Source organism: Paenibacillus lentus (assembly GCF_042714055.1).
Classification (GTDB): Bacteria; Bacillota; Bacilli; order Paenibacillales; family Paenibacillaceae; genus Fontibacillus; species Fontibacillus lentus_A.
The window spans coordinates 194,009-210,568 of sequence record NZ_JBHGVC010000003.1; the positions used below are offsets into that span (position 1 = coordinate 194,009).

The 16,560-nt window shown below is 49.1% G+C and carries 16 protein-coding genes and 1 other RNA gene; 14 read left to right on the forward strand and 3 right to left on the reverse strand.

Annotated features, from left to right (window positions below):
- The first annotated feature begins 15 nt into the window (after nt 1–15).
- An RNA gene (rnpB, locus tag ACE3MQ_RS07615) (RNase P RNA component class A) lies at nt 16–429 on the forward strand.
- A gap of 122 nt (nt 430–551) precedes the next feature.
- Here rnpB and ACE3MQ_RS07620 read toward each other — a convergent pair.
- On the reverse strand, nt 552–2,462 hold the full coding sequence (locus tag ACE3MQ_RS07620; protein WP_379392018.1) for a S8 family peptidase: 1,911 nt from the start codon (nt 2,460–2,462) through the stop codon (nt 552–554).
- Nucleotides 2,463–2,609: 147 nt separating this feature from the next.
- Between ACE3MQ_RS07620 and ACE3MQ_RS07625 the strand changes: the two genes are divergently transcribed.
- From ACE3MQ_RS07625 to thiI, 5 genes are all read left to right on the forward strand, one after another.
- Entirely contained in the window at nt 2,610–2,837 is a 228-nt protein-coding gene (locus ACE3MQ_RS07625; RefSeq protein WP_379392019.1) for a DUF1540 domain-containing protein, read from the forward strand.
- A 34-nt stretch (nt 2,838–2,871) separates the two neighbouring features.
- Nucleotides 2,872–3,264, forward strand: coding sequence for a hypothetical protein (locus ACE3MQ_RS07630; protein ID WP_379392020.1), 393 nt, complete (start codon nt 2,872–2,874; stop codon nt 3,262–3,264).
- Nucleotides 3,265–3,422: 158 nt separating this feature from the next.
- The gene (locus ACE3MQ_RS07635) at nt 3,423–4,163 is read left to right on the forward strand and encodes a lytic transglycosylase domain-containing protein (RefSeq protein WP_379392021.1); all 741 of its coding nucleotides are present in this window, start codon (nt 3,423–3,425) and stop codon (nt 4,161–4,163) included.
- A 166-nt stretch (nt 4,164–4,329) separates the two neighbouring features.
- Complete coding sequence (locus tag ACE3MQ_RS07640; protein ID WP_379392022.1) at nt 4,330–5,481, forward strand: cysteine desulfurase family protein; 1,152 nt, start codon at nt 4,330–4,332, stop codon at nt 5,479–5,481.
- A gap of 4 nt (nt 5,482–5,485) precedes the next feature.
- Nucleotides 5,486–6,718, forward strand: a complete 1,233-nt coding sequence (gene thiI, locus ACE3MQ_RS07645) for a tRNA uracil 4-sulfurtransferase ThiI (protein ID WP_379392460.1) — start codon at nt 5,486–5,488, stop codon at nt 6,716–6,718.
- An 81-nt stretch (nt 6,719–6,799) separates the two neighbouring features.
- Here the strand turns inward: thiI and ACE3MQ_RS07650 are convergent, their stop codons facing one another.
- Entirely contained in the window at nt 6,800–7,510 is a 711-nt protein-coding gene (locus ACE3MQ_RS07650; RefSeq protein WP_379392023.1) for a TerC family protein, read from the reverse strand.
- A gap of 142 nt (nt 7,511–7,652) precedes the next feature.
- Here ACE3MQ_RS07650 and ACE3MQ_RS07655 point away from each other — a divergent pair, with 142 nt between their 5' ends.
- From ACE3MQ_RS07655 to ACE3MQ_RS07680, 6 genes are all read left to right on the forward strand, one after another.
- On the forward strand, nt 7,653–8,306 hold the full coding sequence (locus tag ACE3MQ_RS07655) for a TerC family protein (RefSeq protein ID WP_379392024.1): 654 nt from the start codon (nt 7,653–7,655) through the stop codon (nt 8,304–8,306).
- 61 nt (nt 8,307–8,367) lie between these two features.
- A complete protein-coding gene (locus ACE3MQ_RS07660) occupies nt 8,368–8,907 on the forward strand; it encodes a hypothetical protein (RefSeq protein ID WP_379392025.1) in 540 nt (179 codons plus the stop codon).
- Nucleotides 8,908–9,056: 149 nt separating this feature from the next.
- On the forward strand, nt 9,057–10,898 hold the full coding sequence (gene typA, locus ACE3MQ_RS07665) for a translational GTPase TypA (RefSeq protein ID WP_379392026.1): 1,842 nt from the start codon (nt 9,057–9,059) through the stop codon (nt 10,896–10,898).
- A 62-nt stretch (nt 10,899–10,960) separates the two neighbouring features.
- Nucleotides 10,961–11,275 (forward strand): YlaH-like family protein, encoded by a 315-nt coding sequence (locus ACE3MQ_RS07670; RefSeq protein ID WP_379392027.1) that lies wholly within the window; start codon nt 10,961–10,963, stop codon nt 11,273–11,275.
- 99 nt (nt 11,276–11,374) lie between these two features.
- Nucleotides 11,375–12,463 (forward strand): LCP family protein, encoded by a 1,089-nt coding sequence (locus ACE3MQ_RS07675; protein ID WP_379392028.1) that lies wholly within the window; start codon nt 11,375–11,377, stop codon nt 12,461–12,463.
- Between the two features lie 70 nt (nt 12,464–12,533).
- A complete protein-coding gene (locus ACE3MQ_RS07680) occupies nt 12,534–12,986 on the forward strand; it encodes a pyridoxamine 5'-phosphate oxidase family protein (RefSeq protein ID WP_379392029.1) in 453 nt (150 codons plus the stop codon).
- Nucleotides 12,987–13,021: 35 nt separating this feature from the next.
- Here the strand turns inward: ACE3MQ_RS07680 and ACE3MQ_RS07685 are convergent, their stop codons facing one another.
- Nucleotides 13,022–13,672 carry a YhcN/YlaJ family sporulation lipoprotein gene (locus ACE3MQ_RS07685; RefSeq protein WP_379392030.1) on the reverse strand — a complete coding sequence of 217 codons (651 nt, stop codon included), beginning with the start codon at nt 13,670–13,672 and terminating at the stop codon, nt 13,022–13,024.
- Nucleotides 13,673–13,782: 110 nt separating this feature from the next.
- Between ACE3MQ_RS07685 and ACE3MQ_RS07690 the strand changes: the two genes are divergently transcribed.
- Together ACE3MQ_RS07690 and ACE3MQ_RS07695 are read left to right on the forward strand one after the other, a co-directional pair.
- Nucleotides 13,783–15,114, forward strand: coding sequence for a PhoH family protein (locus ACE3MQ_RS07690; protein ID WP_379392031.1), 1,332 nt, complete (start codon nt 13,783–13,785; stop codon nt 15,112–15,114).
- A 160-nt stretch (nt 15,115–15,274) separates the two neighbouring features.
- On the forward strand, nt 15,275–16,549 hold the full coding sequence (locus ACE3MQ_RS07695) for an ABC transporter substrate-binding protein (protein WP_379392032.1): 1,275 nt from the start codon (nt 15,275–15,277) through the stop codon (nt 16,547–16,549).
- Nucleotides 16,550–16,560: the final 11 nt, after the last annotated feature.

Genomic DNA, 16,560 nt, shown 5'->3' on the forward strand with positions numbered 1-16,560 from the left:
CAAGTGTTGCCTTCGAAAGTTTGACAGACAATCGCCGGCGGCTTAATGGCCGCGGGAGGAAAGTCCGGGCTCCATAGGGCAGGGTGCTGGATAATGTCCAGTCGGCGCGAGCCGAAGGATAGTGCCACAGAAACGGACCGCCGATGGCCGCCGCAAGGCGTGCACAGGCAAGGATGGAACCGAGGTGTAAGAGACCCCGAGGAACGCTGGTGACTTCGTTCCTGGTAAACCCCACTTGGAGCAAGACCTAATGAGACGCAGCTTGCGCCTGTACAGGTTCAAGCAGCTTTTGCCCGAAGCGCGTCTAGGTTGGTCGCTGGAGCCGTGCAGTAATGTACGGCCTAGATAGATGATTGTCGCTTATTAGCGGGAGGGTAGTTCCCGATCACCGCGAACAGTACAGAACCCGGCTTATGGCAAACTTTCAGCACTGCAACAAGCTTTATTTGTGAACAGTCATTGCGCTGTTCTTACTCAACCAATCAAAGAAGATCGCTAGCATTTGCCGCATGGCAGCCAAGCGATCTTCTTTTTAATTATGTGATTTAACGTCACCGTGTCCGTGTATCCTCTAACAATCGCTGCAGCTTCTGGTCAATATGCTGCGGCCATAGCTGAAGCGGGGCAGGGCTGCCTCCAGCGGCTTCCAGCGCCGCATAGACATCGATCTGCCCATGGCCATACAGATTATCGTGTCCGGGGTCGCCAAGATCAATGACATTATTGCGGATAATATCCATCACTTCCGTATTCTTTAAATCCGGATTCACGGAGCGAATCAAAGCGGCTAGCGCCGCGACATGGGGGCTTGCCATGGACGTACCGGATAGCGCAGCATACTGATTGTCCGGGTACGTGCTTGCAATGCTCTCCCCAGGTGCAACGACATCGACATAATCGCCGTAATTGGAGAACGACGCTTTTTGCAAATTGTAATCGGTAGCCGATACGGACAATACTTCGGGATAAGCTGCCGGGTATCCCGGCCGCTCCGTATTATCGTTGCCAGTCGCAGCGACCAGAACAACATCCTTGTCATAAGCATATTTGATCGCTTCATGTAAAAACTGGGCGTCAGCGTAATTGCCAAGGCTCAAGTTGATGACCTTGGCTCCGTTATCCGCGGCCCAAATTATGCCTTGAGCTACGGAATAGGTCGTGCCGGAGCCGGACTTATCCAGCGCTTTAACCGGCAGAATTTTGCCTCCCCACATCATTCCCGCAATACCTTCTCCATTGTTGACATTCGCTGAAATAATGCCGGCGACATGCGTGCCGTGACCCACATCGTCAACGGGCTCCTCGTCAGGGGCAACTACGTTATATCCCTTTAGAAGCCGTCCCTGCAAATCCGGATGATATAAATCTACTCCTGTATCTACTACGGCGACGATGACATCGTTGCTGCCCTTGGATAATTTCCAGCCCCGATTCGTTTCGATAATGGGCAAATTCCACTGATATTCCGAGAAGAGCATATCGTTGGGAATTTCCGGCGTATCAGCAGCTGGAGTAGGAAATATTTCATTCGTTAAATACAAGTAATGCGGCTCGATAAAGGCGGGACGCCATTTTTCGGTGAAATATGTTTTCAATTCGTTCATGCTCATGGTCTCAGATTGAAAAATATAGGTATTACGGATGGATTTCGGTTTATTGGCTTTTTTGGCTTTAATGTCTGATTGGATTTGGGCGAGCTGCCGTTCTGACGGGGTATCAGCGAAAGTCACCACGATTTCGTGCTCATAGTAATGGCTTGCTTTCTCGTTGTCATGGCCCGTCTTGACGGTTAGATCTTTTAGGGTATCGCTATGCACCGATTCGATTTTGTATTTCCCCTCTTTAGGGTAGGGGATAAGGCGCAGATTTTTGTCTTGGTGTTCCTTGACGCGCTTTAAAATGTGAGTATCCATGACGGCAATAATTCCATCTTTATTATGCTTGGAAGGCTCAGCAACAACGAAAAAATGAGGATCCTTCTCGGGAAAAGACGGCGATTCGTAGGATTCCGATTTACGGAGCGCTTTACGCGCCAAACCGACATAGTAATTAACCTGCTCCTGGATTTCCGGGGATGTCCGTTCATTAGAACTGCGGAACTGCTTATCCTTCTTGACTGAAGGGCTGTACAGCATGATTGAACGGAATTGCTTATGCCCCTTCTGCAGCTCCCGTATATCGGCGGTAAGGTGGGAGGGCGAAGAATTCTTTAGTCCTGCGGCCAGCGTCTTTAAATGCTGTTTGGCATCAAGCCTGGCCAGTCTCTCCGTGGCCGTCACGTCTCGGCGCAGCATATGCTGCTTCAACTGCTTCTCCTCAGCGGGCCTTGGAACGATTATTTGCTGCTTCGTTTGCTGCTTGATCTGCTGCTTCGGGCTTGGATTACTGGACGGGAACAACGATAAGACCGCTATCGCTGCAGCTCCCGACAATCCGATGGCGGCCCATCTACCCCATTTCATGGCTCATCCCTCCTGCTGTAAATTGCATGTAACTGTAGGTTGAGAAATTCCCCTTCATTTTATTCCTGGACTCCTGTATCGATTTGACATTAATTCGGCCGCATAGCCGTCCATTCGTCGGGGGAAAATGAATGCGAGGTGATCATAATGCCAAATGGCAATAAACCGATTGTTAAATGCAGCGTCTCCAATTGCGTCTATTGGGGAGAACAAAATTATTGTAATGCGGATCTGATTATGATCGATATCGATAAGCATGCGGACCGTAAATACGATGCGGAATTCGCAGGCGAGGAATTCGATAGCGAGCATAAGGATACTGCGAGCTCATCTGCTGCTACTTGCTGTCATACGTTTAAGCCAAAATCATCGTAAGCAGGAAAAGCTATAATACTCGGAGGTGTTGAAGATGACGGAGGACAACAAGGATAAAGTGGAATTGCTTGACGACGAGCATACGGGCGATTCGGAGCGAGTGGATTATCCCCGCCGTACCCATCAGGAGGAATATTCCGCTGAAGTAGCTCCGACAGGAACGTTCGAAAGCTCCCGTGGAGATCGTGAGGCCGAGCGGGATGGTGCTGCCGATGATACCGGCACTGCCAGCCGTACTGTCGGCTATGTAGGCGTAGGACTGGGGATCGCTTCCTTGTTTGTATGGTCGATTATTTTAGGCCCCCTTGCCGCGGTGATGGGATTTTACGCCTATAGTCAGGGCAGCAGAACTTCCGGAGCTTGGGCGATCGGTTTAGGGGCAATCGCAGCCTTAAGTTATTTCTTTCTTATTCCGTTTACTCGATAATTCGTTTGCTCCAAAAGTGTTGTTTTGCAGACTTTCGTCTTAACAGACGAAGGTCTTTTTGCCGGTAGAAATTATTTTCGAAAAAAGGTGGTTATTGTCGCATTTCAAGTGTAAAATATAGGATATATAATCCATGGGAAAAAGAGGAGTCAATTAAGATGGAAATCGATACTCGCACAATGGGACAGCTCATCCAGCTCCAAATGATGAATGATATCGACCTTCAAGGTACTTCTGTTCAAAGAACCTCTTCCGATAGCGGAGATTCTTTATTCGATATATTGCTGCAGGAATTAATGACGGCGGAAGGGCAAGAGAAGGCGATGACGCAGGGCAGCATGGCTGATGCCGGCCGAATGCTGTCTGGCTCAATGGAAGATGCCCTTTGGTACATTATTGGGCAGCAGATGTACAGTGAAACGGAAGCCACCCCTGTTAACGGTTCTTTCCAAACCGCGGGAATATCCGCAGCGGCAGGTGCTGGAGGAAATATTGACGAATTGATTACTCGTGCAAGCCGGGCTTACGGCGTTGCAGAGAGTCTGATCAAGGCCATCATTGAGACCGAGTCCTCCTTTAACGCAGAGGCTGTCTCGTCTGCCGGGGCCAAAGGGTTAATGCAGCTAATGGATGGAACGGCAAGAGGCTTGGGCGTAAGCAATCCGTTTGACCCTGCTCAGAATATCGATGGGGGCACCCGCTACTTATCGTATCAGCTGCAGCGCTTCGGCGGTGAGGAGAAGACGGCATTGGCAGCCTATAATGCGGGGCCGGGGCGAATCCAGCGTTTGGGAATTAGCAATGACCAGGAATTGATGGAGAAGCTGCACTTGCTCCCGAAAGAAACGCAGAACTATATTATGAAGATCGAAAATGCTCGTTCAAGATATGAAATATAACGATTGAACGAGGGCTGGCCTTATATAATGATATATAATTAGTCAGAGATCAATTGGGAGAACGCTGATGCGCTGCGAATTCCCATTTGGTCTTTTTTTTGACAATGACGGCATGACCATTATTCCGTTACAATAAATAAGGATTACACTGATTAAGGGGGATGAAATGAAGTATTTTGATCATGCTGCGACAACCCCGCCCCATGAAGATGTCATTCGTACGGTTGCGGAAGTGATGGCCCAGCATTTCGGGAATCCATCCTCCTTGCATCGTTCGGGAGAAGACAGCGGCAAGCTGCTGTCCAAAGCTAGAGAGGTATGCGCGAATGCTCTGCAGGTGAGCCCGGAAGAAATTATATTTACGTCCGGAGCAACCGAGAGCAACAATATGGCGATCAGGGGCGTATTGGCCGGGTATCGTCATCGCGGCAACCACATCGTTACTACATCTATCGAGCATCCTTCCGTATATGAAACATGCCGGCACCTGGAGAAGCAGGGCTGTAAGGTTGCTTATGTTCCGGCGCAGGCCGATGGGACTGTGCGTACAGAGGATGTCTTATCGGCCATAAAAGAGGATACCGTGCTTGTATCCGTCATGCATGTAAATAATGAGACAGGGGCGGTTCAGCCGATTGCGGAAATTGGCCAAGCATTAAAGAAGCTTTATCCACGGGTTATGTTTCACGTCGATGGTGTCCAAGGATTCGGCAAACTGCCGCTGTCCATTCGAGACAGCCGGATTGATCTGTATAGCCTATCCGCCCATAAATTCCGCGGGCCTAAGGGAATCGGCTTGCTGTATGTCCGGGAAGGAGTAAGCCTTGAACCGCTGCTGACCGGTGGCGGTCAGGAAGGAGGGCTGCGCTCGGGCACGGAGAATATCCCTTATATTGTCGGTATGGCCAAAGCCGTCAGATTGGCGGCAGAACGGCAGCCTTTTCTTGCTGAACATTTAGCCAGGCTAAACGAGGAATTGAGCGAGGGCTTGCAGCGGTTGACCGGGCTGGAGATGAATTCCTCCAGGCATGGAGCGCCGCATATCGTTCATTTCTCCTGCCCGGGGCTGAAGGCGGAAACGATGCTTCATATGCTGGAGGAGGAGGGATTCCTCGTCTCTACGCAATCCGCCTGCTCTTCGAAGCGAAGCGAACCGAGCCGCGTGCTTTTGGCCATGGAGCGACAAATGGACTGTGCTTTATCAGGGATACGCATCAGTCTGGGGGAAGAGCATACGGAAGAGGATGTCAGACAACTGCTGAGCGCTATTGAGCATACGATGGGGCGCCTGCAAAGATTGAAAGGTGGAAACTGTTAATATGCTGCACTATGATATGCTTTTGCTGCGTTTCGGAGAAATCACTGTTAAGGGAAGAAATCGTTCCCGCTTTGAAAAGGCAGCCTTAGCCCATGTACAGGACTTGCTTCGTGCCTTTCCTGCAACTGAGATAAAAAAAGAATACGGGCGGATCTATGTCGTGCTGAACGGGGAGTCCGCCACAAAAATAACCGATGTCCTTAAGAATGTTTTCGGGGTAACGTCCATTAGTCCGGTAAAAGTAGCTAGCTCGGACATTGAGGAAATTACCGCTCAGGCGATCGATTTTATCGAAAGCATGAACATCACCAAGGAAACGACCTTTAAAGTAAACGCAAGACGGGTGTGGAAGAAGTTTCCTGTGTCTTCTCAGGAAATGAACCAAATCATAAGCTCGCCGATTCTGAAGGCATGTCCTCATTTGAAAGTCGATGTTCATCATCCGGAAATTGAGCTGCGGATAGAGGTTCGGGAGCAGGGAACGTATCTGTTCTCCGACGTCGTTCCGGCTGCGGGCGGATTCCCGAGAGGAACGAATGGGAAAGCGATGCTGCTGCTGTCCGGAGGAATCGATAGCCCTGTTGCCGGCTGGTCAGCGATGCGCCGCGGGCTGGAAATCGAATGCGTGCATTTTCACAGCTATCCCTTTACGAGTAAGAAAGCGGAGGAGAAGGTCATTGACCTTGCTCAGGTGCTGTCCGGATACTATGGACAAATTAAGCTCCATCTCGTTCCTTTTACAGAGATACAGACCACCCTGGCGCAGGGCAGTCACGAGAATGTGATGATTACGTTAATGCGCAGAGCCATGCTGCGGATCGCTTCCTCGCTAGCGGATCGAAACGGAGCGTTGGCCCTGGTAACCGGGGATAGTCTAGGGCAGGTCGCCAGCCAGACACTAGCCAGCATGAACGTCATCGGCCGGGCTACCACACTGCCGATCCTGCGACCGTTAGTGACGACCGATAAAGAGGATATTATCGGTCTTGCTCAGCGAATTGGCACATACCAATTATCTATCCTGCCTTATGAAGACTGCTGTACTTTGTTTGTGCCAAAATCTCCGTCTACGAATCCCAATTTGAATGTGATCGAGCGGATTGAGGCATCCCTGCCTCAGTTGGAAGAGCAAATCAAAGAAGCGGTACTTGGAACTGAGACGATTATGATCAAGCCGGGAGAGACTGTAGTTAGAAGATCAGCAGTAGAGCCGGTCGTTCAGGATAAGTGGTTTTAAAATTGCCGGATCCTTAAGCTATAGGGAAAATAAACAAGGTTGCCTCAGGTAGAAAGAGGCAACCTTGTTCGTTGTAGGAGTCTAGCGGGTCGCTGGCCGGGAGGGACGCTTATCGTTTTGCTCCCGTTGACGTTGGCGCTGTCTTGACGTGTAGCCGGCCCACAGCACGCCGAGGATAATCATAGCGATAAACAGATAGCGAAGCACGGGCTTGTCCGTAAAGAAAGGCAGCAAATGCGGTTCTTCCGTGATCATATGGGAAGCGGTATAAGCCAGCACGGCTGCCCCTACATAGGCTATCCACGGAAATCGCCCAAGCAGCTTGATGAAGATTGTGCTTCCCCAAATGACGATCGGGACGCTGATCAATAGACCAAGGACGACGAGAATCATATGCTGCTTGGAAGCTCCAGCAACAGCGATGACATTATCCAGTCCCATGGCTGCATCGGCAATGACGATCGTTCTGACTGCAGGCCACAGCGAATCCTTCGCATCTATCGTCTCATGGCCGCCATCGTCGGCAAGTACTTTATAGGCGATGTAGACGAGCATAACGCCGCCTATGGCCAACAGCCAAGGAATTTTGAGCAGCCATACGACGATAAGCGTGGCAACGATGCGGAGCAGAACCGCTCCGGCTGTACCTAACATAATTGCTTTCTTCTGTATATGGACGGGCAGCCTTCTGGCTGCCATGCCGATTACGATTGCATTATCTCCGGCCAGGATTAAATCGATAAAGATGATGTTAAGCAAGGCGATAAAAAAAGCCGCGCTGAATAGTTCCACTGGTGTCACTTCTTCCTTATTTTTTTAACAGGTATTGATATTATTAATTCACTAAAAATGGTTTTTGTCCAGTGTCGATTTTACAAAGAAAAGGTATAGCTTGGCACATCCTCTCATACATCTGTAAGGGAGGGATAAGCTAATGGAGCATTTGTTGTTGTTAACCGAAATCCTCATTATCAATTTAGTGCTTAGTGGCGACAATGCAGTTGTTATTGCTATGGCCAGTAAAAATCTTCCCCCTCAGCAGCGTAAACAAGCCGTGTGGTGGGGAGCGTTTGGTGCGGTGCTGATGCGAGGCATCCTAACCTGGCTTGCGGCGATTTTGTTAAAAATCCCCTTTATTCAAGCAGTCGGAGGATTACTGCTGGCTATGATTGCTTTTAACCTTCTCCGTCGCCGCGAGCATAACTCTGATAAAAAATACGCTGACACGATCTGGAAGGCGATTCAAACGATACTCGTGGCCGACTTCATCATGAGCCTGGACAATGTGCTGGCAATAGCGGCTTTGGCAGACGGTGATCTTGCGATACTGCTTATAGGCATTGCTATCAGTATACCCATTGTCATTTGGGGGAGTAATATCATTACGGACTGGCTGCAGCGATTTCCGATACTACTCTTTGCCGGAGCGGGCATATTAGGTTATACAGCAGGAGACATGATGTTGAAGGATGCGAAATTAGGCTTCTTTTTGACAGAAATGCTTCCCGGTATGCACGGCTGGATCCCGTTAATCATTGCTGCGGTTGTTATTATGTTCGGTTGGCTTAACAATTATAAGGCAGCATGAGGGAGTGGCATTTTCGCCCATCTTCATATAAACTGGAATTAGGTGGGATGTCACAAAATCAATGGACATGTCCCTAATTGTCAATCGGAAGGTGAGTGACGGAATGTCCGACAACAACAAGCTTATGACTGGAATACTGATCTTGGCTGCCGGGGTTATCATCTTGCTTGGAAAGTGGGGAGTATTCAGCTTTCTTGGAAAAGCGCTTTGGCCGTTAATTTTATTAATTCCGGGCATTCTGCTGCATCTATGGGTATTTTCCAGAAGAGGTTCCTCAGAGCTGCTTCTGCCCGCAGGTATTCTCGTCGTATACTCTGTCCTGTTTTTTATTGGCATCATCTGGGGCTGGGCGTTTCTGTTTCACAAAATGTGGCCGGCGTTCATACTCGGCATCGCCGTGGGGTTGTTTGAATACTATGCCTACGCAGCGCAGCGTCAAAGCGGAATGCTATTGACGGCTGTAGTCCTGGGAGCTTTGTCTATTATTTTGCTGGGCTGGAGCATGTTCTCCTTTTCCTTTGTTTATTTGTTGGCGATCGTGTTAATCGTCGCAGGAATCTGGCTCATTGTGGCCCGCGGGAATAGCCGCCGCCTCTGGTAGATCTCTGGAAAGTTCTTGAATTATTTCTGGTTTTGCGTATAATATTAAGGATACGATTAGCGTCGGAATTTTTCATCCGACGCTTCTTTGGGTGGTAATAGGGCAACCTGCAGTAAAGACACAGACATGAAAGGATTTGGAGAAACGATATGCATGAAAGAAACAATATTCGCAATATAGCCATTATCGCTCACGTAGATCATGGCAAAACAACATTAGTTGACAAGCTGCTCCAGCAGTCCGGAATTTATCGAGATAATGAGGCCGTGCAGGAGCGCGTGATGGACTCCAATGATTTGGAGCGCGAACGGGGTATTACGATTTTGGCCAAGAACACGGCAATTACGTACAAAGATTACTTGATTAACATTGTCGATACACCAGGGCACGCCGACTTTGGTGGAGAAGTGGAACGGATCATGAAAATGGTTGACGGTGTTCTGCTCGTCGTCGACGCCTACGAAGGCTGCATGCCGCAGACGAAATTCGTGCTTAGCAAAGCCCTGGAGTACCAGCTGACTCCAATCGTCGTGGTCAATAAGATCGATCGTCCGGCCGCCCGGCCGTCGGAAGTGATCGATGAAGTGCTTGATTTGTTCATCGAGCTAGAGGCTAATGATGAGCAATTAGAATTCCCTGTTGTGTATGCTTCCGCTTTGAACGGTACTTCCAGCCTGGATCCAGAGCAGCAGGACAGCAATATGCAGGCTCTCTACGATACGATTGTCCAGCATATTCCAGCTCCGACCGAGAAAGTGGAAGAGCCGCTGCAATTCCTTGTAACCCTGATGGATTATAACGAATATTTGGGTCGCATCGCGATCGGTCGAGTGAATCGGGGTGTCATTCGTCAAGGACAGCCTGTTACTGTCATGACACGCGAGGGCGGTAAGAAATCCGCTCGGATTGAGAAGCTGTTCGGCTTCAATGGCCTGAATCGGGTTGAAATAGCCGAGGCCGGTGCTGGCGATATTGTCGCCATCGCAGGAATTAAAGATATTAACATCGGTGAGACGATTGCCGATCCGAACCATCCGGAAGCTTTGCCGGTGCTTAAAATCGACGAGCCGACGCTGCAAATGACGTTCCTTGTAAACAACAGTCCGTTCGCGGGACGCGAAGGCAAATGGGTCACTTCCCGGAAGCTTCGCGAGCGTCTGATGAAGGAGCTGGAGACCGATGTGTCCCTGCGCGTGGATGAGACGGATAGTCCTGACGCCTTCATCGTATCGGGACGCGGGGAGCTTCATCTGGGGATTTTGATCGAGAATATGCGCAGAGAAGGATACGAGCTTCAGGTTTCCAAGCCGGAGGTTATTGTGAAAGAAATCGATGGTGTCAAAATGGAGCCGATCGAACGTTTGCTCATTGATGTGCCGGAGGAGCACATGGGAACGGTTATGGAGAGTCTTGGCTCACGCAAAGCCGAAATGGTCAACATGATCAATAACGGCACGGGCCAGGTTCGTCTGGAGTTCCTTATTCCAGCCCGGGGGTTGATCGGATATGGAACGCACTTCTTAACGCTGACTCGCGGTTATGGGGTCATGAACCACGCATTTGACAGCTATGGGCCGTTCGTTGGCGGACAAGTCGGCGGACGTCATCAGGGTGTGCTTGTATCGAGTGAGAACGGCGTGTCGACCATGTATGGCATTTTGTCCATTGAAGATCGCGGTATTTTGTTCCTGGAGCCGGGCAGCGAGATTTACGAAGGCATGATCGTTGGCGAGCATAACCGCGATAATGATATCGTGGTGAACATTTGCAAAGAGAAGCAGCTTACCAACGTTCGTTCGGCAACGAAGGAAGAAACAGTCAAAATGAAAACGCCGCGGCTTTTCTCTTTGGAGCAGGCGCTGGAATACCTCAATGACGATGAATACTGCGAGGTTACGCCGAAAAATATTCGCTTGCGGAAGAAAATTTTGAACAAGAGCGAGCGTGAGCGTGCCGAAAAACATCGCAAAATGTCTGAAGCCAACTTATAATGGTAGAGTAGGGGCTGTAAGCCAACAATAATTACGTTACTGCCTCGAAGGAGGGAACTGCGTTGCAACAATGGTTTTCCGATCACCCCGTGATCGCGTATATTCTCATTTTTGTATTGGTTACTTTCGTGTACAATAAGGTATTTCGTGCCCAGCAGAAGCTTCCCTTATGGAAAGAAGTTATCCTGTACGTGTTGATGGCGATCGGCTCTTTCATGCTGCTCATCTTTCAAATTGACAAGCTGCCGATTATCCAATGTCTTCTGGTCGCAGTTGTTCTTATGCTTATGGTGCGCATCCGCTATTTTGTGGAAGGGCGCCGTAACAAGAAGAACGGCTCGTCCGTCGTTGAAGGAGACGGAGGAACTAATCCGTAAAGGCCGGATGAAAGAACAAGCTGTAACCTTTTGAAGCGCCGATCCGTTTATTGGCTATAGGTTAATTTGCTAATTCACATGAAAAAGGTGTTTTTATCCATGAGTTCTACACGTAGTGGCCTGCCTCCTCGGGAGCGAAGCCATAAAAAATCAACGAAAAAAAACTCTCGCAAAAAGAAAAAAAAAGCTAGCGGTTTTAAAATATTTTTACGAATACTACTGACGCTGATGATCGTATCGGCACTCGGTGTAGGTATGTACGTTGGATATTTGTCCGTAACGCTGGATCAGGTCATTGAAGAAACAGGAACTGACGAGAAGGTTGCGCCGGAGCAGTCTGCCAAGGTTAAGCCGCTGACGATGCTGCTTTTGGGTACGGACTATCGACCTGAGACGAAGACGCATCTGACCGACGTAATGATGGTCATCGCCATGAATCCCGAGACGAAATCGGCTACCGTCGTCTCGCTTCCGCGGGATACGCTGCTGGAGCTGAAGGGCTATAAGGCAAATAAGCTGAACCATTTCTACCCGAACTTCCTCGTCCAGGAGAAGAAAACCGGAATAACGGCCAAATATGAAATGAAAACGATGATGAGCAAATATTTCGATCTCAATATCGATTACGTCACCGTATTGAATTTCCAAGGATTCCGCGATATTGTTGATTCGCTTGGCGGCGTCGATATTAACGTCGACGCGGATATGTGCTACCGCGACCGGGCGGATAATACGAACATTAATTTGAAGAAGGGTCAGCAGCATCTATCGGGAGAAGAAGCGCTGGGCTACGTTCGCTACCGCAAATCCAATTGCAGTCCGCGGACAAAGGCTTCCGATGATTTCGACCGCAACCGACGCCAGAATGAAGTGCTGCATGCACTCATTGACCAGGCTAAATCTTTAGACGGCGTTCTCGGTGCAGGGAAAGTAATTCAGTCGGTCGGCAAAAATATGGAGACGGATTTGGAGTCGAAGCAAATGAAGAACATTATTTCGGCTTATTGGAATATTTCCAAGGAAAATGTAGCATTTGTGCCGGTGACGGGGCAATGGAAAAATCCATACGTCTATATAAACGCTACTGAGTTCGAAAATGCCAAGCAAGCGCTTAAGGATGAGCTTGCCGGCATAAGGCCGAATGCCGATGATGCCGAGGAAACCGAGCCGGCAAAAGCAGGCAACTGATGATTGAAGGCAAGTTTTGCAGCATGCTATAATACAATCATATAGAAGGATTGTATAGGAGGGCTGGTTCATGTCCGAGATCGTCACGCAGTTATCCGAACCGTTATACACTGCTTTCCAGTCCGAGATGTTTGTACTGCTGAACACAGTAGATGCCGAGTCCGGCGGGCCGACTTCAAGCGCTATTTCCTGGATCTATGCGCTTGATCATTCCACGCTGCGCCTCGCGCTTGACCATCGTTCACGGCTGGTCGGAAATATTAAGTCCAATCCCAAAGTTACGATTACGGTCTTTGGCGAAGGGACAATCTATGCCATCAATGGCAGAGCGTCCGTTGCCCAAGATCCGCTTGGAGGAGTTCCTTTCAAAATGTGCTGCTTCGATGTGCATATCGAGGCGGTTCGCAACGCTCTGTTCTATGGAGCGCAGCTTGTTTCTGCTCCTGTGTACAATAAAGTTTATGATCGCCGTGCAGCGGACATGCTGGACGCTCAAGTGTTTGAAGCCATGAAAAAAGCCTAGCGAATTTTTTTCGCCGGGCTTTTTTTTAATTAGTCCTATCTTTGTCCCTTAGGGGCCATATGCATGTTTCGCTTTTGCTGCGTATTCTTTTTTGATTTGGACTTATAGGTGTGACTTTCAGTGGAAGGATGGCTCCCCGAGCTCGGCTTGCGTCCCTGGATATCGTTTTCGGTTCTCGGAACTGTATCTCTCGGCATTTGCGGCATAATCCGTCCGATAATATCGGCTAGCTCCGTCGCAAATCCAGATACGGGATGTCCTGCCCGTATTTTGTTGCCGATCTCCGCGATCCGGTTGTTCAGGTCGATGTCCGCGGTAACAATAGCACCGGCACCCTGCGGATCTTTCCGCAATGCTTCGGCTACCGTATACTTGATATTTCCTACGCGGGCTCTTTCCAGCTTGCCGTCCACATCAATGCCGACAACGGCCGTATTGCCCATAATAACGCAGTGAGCGCCTTTGACGCCCGGAACCCGCATAACGAGCTCTTCCAGATGGGCTTGCTTATCGAGCTGACCTTTGGTACCCGCGTTGTTCGCAACAGGCCTTCCGCCGTTTACAGTGCTTTGAGCCCGCGGCTTATTGCCTTGTTGACCTTGAGGAGAGGGTGATGCCTTTTGTGAAGCTGTTCCACAGCCTGTAAAAAGAATAACCGTCAATAATAAACACAGCCACATTCGCATGTTGGATCGTCCTTTCGGAAATAATGTCTGTCTTTAAGTTTCCCGTGAGCGGAAAGAAATATGTATGTGAATACAGATAGCTGCAAAGACAAGCGGTGGAGGGGATATCTATGAGAAAAATATTTGTATTGGATACGAATGTACTGCTGCATGATCCCAATGCGATTTTTGCCTTTGAAGAAAATGAGGTTGTCATTCCGGCCATTGTCTTGGAGGAAATTGATTCTAAGAAGAGGAATGCTGACGAGCTTGGCCGAAATGCACGAGGAGTCTCCAGACTGCTTGACGGACTTCGCGAGACAGGCCATCTTCATGATGGAGTGAAGCTGAACAACGGCGGAACCGTGAAGGTGGAGCTGAATCACCGCAGCTTTGCCAAAGTTCAAGAGATGTTCGGGGATATATCCAACGATAATCGCATTTTGGCGGTAGCCCTTAACTACCATCTTGAGGAAATCGAGCTTGGATCGTCCAGAACGGTCGTACTTGTAAGCAAAGATGTCCTAGTTCGCATCAAGGCGGACGTGCTTGGTCTTACGGCTCAGGATTACCTATCCGGCCGTACGGCTGACCCTAGTGAGTTTTATGCAGGACATTCGACCGTTAAAGTACATCCCGCCGTCATTGACGAATTTTATTCCTATCGCTCCCTGCCCGTCAAACCGCTGGGGCTGACGTATTCCCTTTATCCTCACGAATTCGTTATTTTAAAGGATGAAATGGGCAGCGGGAAGTCGGCTCTGCTCAAAGTTAGCGAGGATCGCTTGAAGCTTGCGCCGCTCTTTCTCAGCAATGAGCCCATATGGGGAATCAGCGCACGCAATGCCCAGCAGCGGATGGCGCTTGAGCTGCTGTTAAACGACGAAATCCCGCTTGTAACTATTACAGGTAAAGCCGGAACCGGCAAAACCTTGCTCGCTTTGGCGGCCGGCTTGCTGAAGGTAGAGGATGAGCATAAATATAAAAAGTTGCTGATTGCTAGGCCCGTCGTACCAATGGGAAAGGATATCGGGTATTTGCCTGGCGAAAAAGAAGAAAAGCTCCGGCCGTGGATGCAGCCTATTTATGATAATCTGGAATACTTGTTCGATACCAAGAAATCCGGAGATATCGATAAAATTTTAATGGGACTCGGCAGTATTCAAGTTGAAGCACTGACCTATATACGGGGGCGTTCCATCCCTGGACAGTTCATTATTATCGATGAAGCCCAAAACCTGACGCGCCATGAGGTAAAGACGATTGTCTCACGTGTCGGAGAGGGTAGTAAAATCGTCCTGCTTGGAGATCCGGAGCAAATCGATCATCCATATTTGGATTCTGCGAGCAATGGATTGACATATCTCGTTGAACGCTTCAAAGAACAAGGCTTAAGCGGCCATATTACATTAGAGAAGGGCGAGCGTTCCAAGTTGGCTCAGGCTGCCGCTGATTTACTGTAATTGTGCACTTTCCATATGCCTAACCATCAAAATGAGCCGCCGGACTTAGCTTCGGCGGTTTTTGCCATGTTTTGTAGGGGACAAAGTATGAGGTAATTTGTTACAATAAGGGTTGATTGGTTGTCGGCTGAAGATCGGAACGTGGAGAGGAAGAACAGGTGTGAAGCGTAGAAATCATTGGGTACTTTTTGCTATCCTTTTACTTGCTTTGATTAACTTGTCTCCAAGTAAGCAATCGACTCTTATTCGCAATGAGGAAGGTACTATTCCAGAGCCCGTATCCCTTCCGAGCCCCCAAGAGGTTCAGGAGCCCGGTCATTTCCGGGTCGCTGTTCAGGTGAATGAAGGGGAATTTTTGCGTTTGCAGCAAATGAACTATGAATATATGAAGCAACATGCAGATCAGGTGGAATTAGTGAATTTACCCCCTGACGCATCGCACTTGACTTTGCTGCAGCAGTTTGAACTGGGCGAATCACCGGACGTCCTGCTATTGGATAATGACTGGATTCGCAAGTTTGCTTCCAGCGGCTATCTGATGCCTGCTGAGCGCTATTATTCGAGTCCCTTATCAGGAGAGGTATTGAGCGCTTCGTTGTCTCAGAATGAATGGAACGGCTACATATGGGGAGTTCCCTTTGATACCGATCCTTATGTATTCGCATACAATCCAGATTTGATCAAGGAGCTGGGGTTTGACCATCCTCCGAAGTCGGCCGATGATTGGGAGAAGCTCCTATCCGCATTCAAGAAGCAAGGCCGGATACCGAGTCTTCTTGCCGTGGATCTAACAGAGCCTTATGCTGCTTTATCGTTACTATGGCAGTTTGGGGGGAATATGGCGACAGGCAGTCCATCCATTTTTGAAATCACGGAAGGAATGCAGCGCGGAATTCGATTTATGGAGGAAATTCGGCCTTACTTGTTGCGTTATAATGCGCAGGCACAGCCTTTGCCTAACGTTTGGAAGCGAATGTACGACGGTGAAGTGGTGATCTGCCTTGCCCGCGCCTCCGAAATCAGCAACGGACGGCATCCGAGAATGGAGGCGTTCATACCGGAACCAGGAACTACGGGGAAATCGATGTGGAACTACGGGCGCAGCTTCGTCGTCTCCTCCAAAAGCGGAAGTGCGGATTCGGCGGGTGCTTGGATCGCGGAAATAACTGCAGCCGGCCGGCAGCGGGAGTGGCATGAAATTACAGGACATTTGCCTGTATTAAAGTCGCTTTATTTTGATTTTGAGAGAAACAAAATCCCTGCATGGGTTCCTGCATCGTTGGTGGGCAGCAAGTCGGATACTCTGCCTGTTAGCAGCATGCTTCCCGAGCAGATGGAGCATTTTTCCCGACTGTCCATGGATTTTGTGAATGGCGAATTTGAGCTGGAGCAGTATATGAAGGAAATATCGCAAATCAGCATGAAAAATAAATAATTAGCAAAGCA